General features: G+C 60.3%; 2 protein-coding genes. One reads left to right on the top strand and one right to left on the bottom strand.

Going from position 1 to position 3,860, the window contains the following annotated elements; genetic code table 11:
* Positions 1-1,436 (bottom strand): Asp-tRNA(Asn)/Glu-tRNA(Gln) amidotransferase subunit GatB (gene gatB, locus QZ522_RS18270; RefSeq protein WP_294614970.1); only part of this gene is annotated, 1,436 nt, incomplete at its 3' end.
* 312 nt (positions 1,437-1,748) lie between these two features.
* Here gatB and lepA point away from each other — a divergent pair.
* Positions 1,749-3,551 carry a translation elongation factor 4 gene (lepA, locus tag QZ522_RS18265; protein ID WP_294614968.1) on the top strand — a complete coding sequence of 601 codons (1,803 nt, stop codon included), beginning with the start codon at positions 1,749-1,751 and terminating at the stop codon, positions 3,549-3,551.
* Positions 3,552-3,860 lie beyond the last annotated feature (309 nt).

Raw genomic sequence — 3,860 nt, 5'->3', positions numbered from 1 at the left:
TGACCCACAAACCAGCCCGCCAGTTTTGGGTTCACCTTGGCTTTTTCCACCTGCGCTGGGTTATCGGCGATGATCTGGTCCAGGGCGGCCTCAATGGCGCCAGTGTCTGTCACCTGTTTCATGCCGCGTTCTTCGACGATCTGCGCCGGGTCGCCGCCTTCGGTATAGACGATTTCAAACAGATCCTTGGCGATCTTGCCAGAAATGGTATCAGCCGAGATCAACTCGATTACGCCACCCAGCTGTGCCGGGGTGACGGGACAGTTAGAAATGTCCTTGTCGTCAGCCTTCAGACGGCCAAACAGTTCGTTGATTACCCAGTTGGCGGCCAGCTTGCCGTTGCGGCCTTCGGCGACTGCTTCGAAATAGGCAGCCGATTCAACATCAGCCGTCAGCACCGAGGCATCATAGTCGGACAGGCCAAAGTCGCTGATAAAGCGCAGTTTCTTGGCGTCTGGCAGCTCGGGCAGGGTGGCAGCAATCTGGTCTACCCACTCCTGTTCAATTTCCAGCGGCAGCAGATCGGGGTCGGGGAAGTAGCGATAGTCGTGTGCTTCTTCTTTCGACCGCATCGACCGGGTTTCGCCTTTTTCGACGTCATACAGGCGGGTTTCCTGATCAACGGTGCCACCGGCCTCGACGATTGCAATCTGGCGACGGGCTTCGACCTCGATTGCCTGCTGGATGAAGCGCATCGAGTTCATGTTTTTGATTTCGCAACGGGTGCCCAGATGCGAGAAGTCCTGGGTTTCCTGATACTTCTCGTACTGGCCCGGACGACAGATCGACACGTTCACATCGGCGCGCATGTTGCCGTTCTGCATGTTGCCGTCACAGGTGCCCAAATACCGCATGATCTGGCGCAGTTTGCCAACGAACGCAGCAGCCTCTTCGGGGCCACGGATGTCAGGGCGCGACACGATCTCCATAAGGCAGACCCCAACACGGTTCAGGTCAACGAACGACATGTTCGGATCCATATCGTGGATCGACTTGCCGGCGTCCTGCTCCATGTGGATACGTTCGATGCGCACGTTGCGTGCAGTGCCGTTGCCCAGTTCAACCAGCACTTCGCCTTCGCCCACGATGGGGTGATACAGCTGCGAGATCTGATAGCCCTGCGGCAGGTCCGGGTAGAAGTAATTCTTGCGGTCGAACGCCGACCAGAGGTTGATCTTGGCCTTGAGGCCAAGGCCGGTGCGCACCGCCTGTTCGACGCAGAACTCGTTGATGACCGGCAACATGCCCGGCATCGCCGCATCGACGAACGACACGTTCGAATTGGGCTCGGCGCCGAATTTGGTCGAGGCGCCGGAAAACAGCTTGGCCTTCGAGGCAACCTGGGCGTGGATTTCCATGCCGATCACCAATTCCCAATCATGTTTCGCCCCGGCGATCACCTTGGGTTTCGGCGCTTCAAAGGTCAGGTCCAGCATCATGTCGCTCCGGGTTTGTCAACGCCCGCGTTTTAGGACAGCCCGCGCGAGGGGGCAAGCCGGAAAGGGATTTGCCCAGGGTTCCACGGCGCATGGTACGGGATGATATCGCAGGGTGGCTGAAACCCACGCGCCCACGACCGCAATCCTGCGGATATCCCTGAGGACACCGGCCTTGCCCGCGTCCAGAGGCCGCTTGCACGATGACAATTGGCTTCCGGCGCCGTGGTTGCTTCTTTTACGGTGAAATCGGTGCCCGGCACACGCCATCCCACCTTGACCAACCCCCAATTCCCATACATATCCCAATCCATGACAGACCTTGCACATATCCGCAATTTTTCGATCGTGGCGCATATCGACCACGGGAAATCCACGCTGGCCGACCGGTTGATCCAATCGACCGGCACGGTACAGGACCGCGATATGAAAGAGCAGATGCTCGACGCTATGGATATCGAGCGCGAGCGCGGCATTACCATCAAGGCCAATACCGTGCGCATCGACTATAAGGCGCAGAACGGCGAGATTTATGTTCTCAACCTGATCGACACGCCGGGCCACGTCGACTTTGCCTATGAGGTCTCGCGAAGCATGCGCGCCGTCGAGGGCAGCCTTCTGGTCGTCGACAGCACCCAGGGCGTCGAGGCGCAGACCCTTGCCAACGTCTACCAGGCGATTGATGCGGGCCACGAGCTTATCCCGGTGCTCAACAAGATCGACCTGCCCGCCTCTGAGTGTGACCGCGTGGCCGAACAGATCGAGGACGTCATCGGCATCGACGCCAGCGGCGCGATCCGGGTCTCGGCCAAGACCGGCGTCGGCATTGCCGAAACGCTTGAGGCGATTGTCGCCCACCTGCCCGCGCCCACCGGGGATGCCAACGCGCCGCTCAAGGCGATGCTGGTCGATAGCTGGTATGATTCATACCTTGGCGTTGTCGTTCTGGTGCGGATCATGGATGGTGTTCTCAAGCGCGGCGACCGGATTCGCATGATGCAGAACGGCTCTGTGCATGGGGTCGAGCGGATCGGCGTCTTCCGCCCCAAGATGGAGAAGGTCGAAAGCCTCGGCCCCGGCGAAATCGGCTTTATCACCGCCTCGATCAAACAGGTGCGCGACACCAAGGTCGGCGACACAATCACCCACGACAAGGCGCCTTGTGCGACACCCCTGCCCGGATTCAAACCCTCGGTGCCGGTGGTGTTCTGTGGCCTTTTCCCGGTCGACAGCTCAGAATTCGAAGACCTGCGCGACGCGATCGAAAAGCTGGCGCTGAACGACGCGAGCTTCAGCTATGAGATGGAAACCTCGGCCGCGCTTGGCTTTGGGTTTCGCTGCGGCTTTCTCGGGTTGCTGCACCTCGAGGTGATCCGCGACCGGGTCGAGCGCGAATATGATATCGAGCTGATCACCACGGCCCCCTCGGTGATCTATCACGTCTTCATGAAAGACGGCACGATGGAGCCGCTGCACAACCCCGCCGACATGCCCGACCTGACCTATGTCGACCACATCGAAGAGCCGCGCATCAAGGCGACCATCCTGGTGCCCGATGAATATCTCGGTGACGTTCTGAAACTGTGCCAGGATCGCCGCGGCATTCAGCTTGACCTGACCTATGTGGGCGGGCGGGCGATGGTGGTCTATGACCTGCCGCTCAACGAGGTTGTGTTCGATTTCTACGACCGGCTGAAATCGGTGACCAAGGGCTATGCCTCGTTTGATTACCAGATGGAGGGGTATCGCCAGGACAACCTCGTCAAGATGTCCATTCTGGTCAATGACGAGCCGGTCGATGCCCTGTCGATGATGGTGCACCGCGACCGCGCCGAGACGCGCGGCCGTGCGATGGTGGAAAAGCTAAAGGAGCTGATCCCGCGCCACATGTTCAAGATCCCGATCCAGGCGGCCATCGGCGGCAAGGTCATCGCCCGCGAGACATTGTCAGCCATGCGCAAGGACGTGACCGCCAAATGCTATGGCGGCGACGCGACCCGCAAGCGCAAGCTGCTCGACAAGCAGAAGGCCGGCAAGAAGCGCATGCGCCAGTTCGGCAAGGTCGAAATCCCGCAGGAAGCGTTCATTGCGGCGCTGAAGATGAGCGACGAGTAGGTCGGGCTTGCTTCAGGCACAACGTTAGCCCTCTCCTCGGGTTAAGCCCGGGGACTGCAGCGGGAGCGCCGCGCCCTCCAAGGGCGAGGGCGGGAGGTGGAGAAAGCCGGGTCCTTCGAGGGCCGGGCTTTGCCCGTCCACCTCAGGATGAGCGCCTCCTGCGGCAGCCGTCTTCCCAAAGACCGCACCCCACCCACCAAATATCAACCACTTACCCCCATCCAGATTCACCTCCCGCAAACCTGCGCCCATAGTCCCCCCGTTCCGCTCTCGGATACACCGGCAGGCGTGCCGGCGAGGTGGGGCCGG

This window comes from uncultured Roseovarius sp., from assembly GCF_913054395.1.
In the GTDB taxonomy this organism is placed as follows: Bacteria; Pseudomonadota; Alphaproteobacteria; order Rhodobacterales; family Rhodobacteraceae; genus Roseovarius.
The sequence above is the reverse complement of the archived record's forward strand: the minus strand, read 5'-3'. Positions and strand labels throughout refer to the sequence as shown.

Coding starts and splice junctions, on each gene's coding strand:
- lepA (WP_294614968.1), top strand. CDS start 1,749: ATGACAGACCTTGCACATATCCGCAATTTTTCGATCGTGGCGCATATC.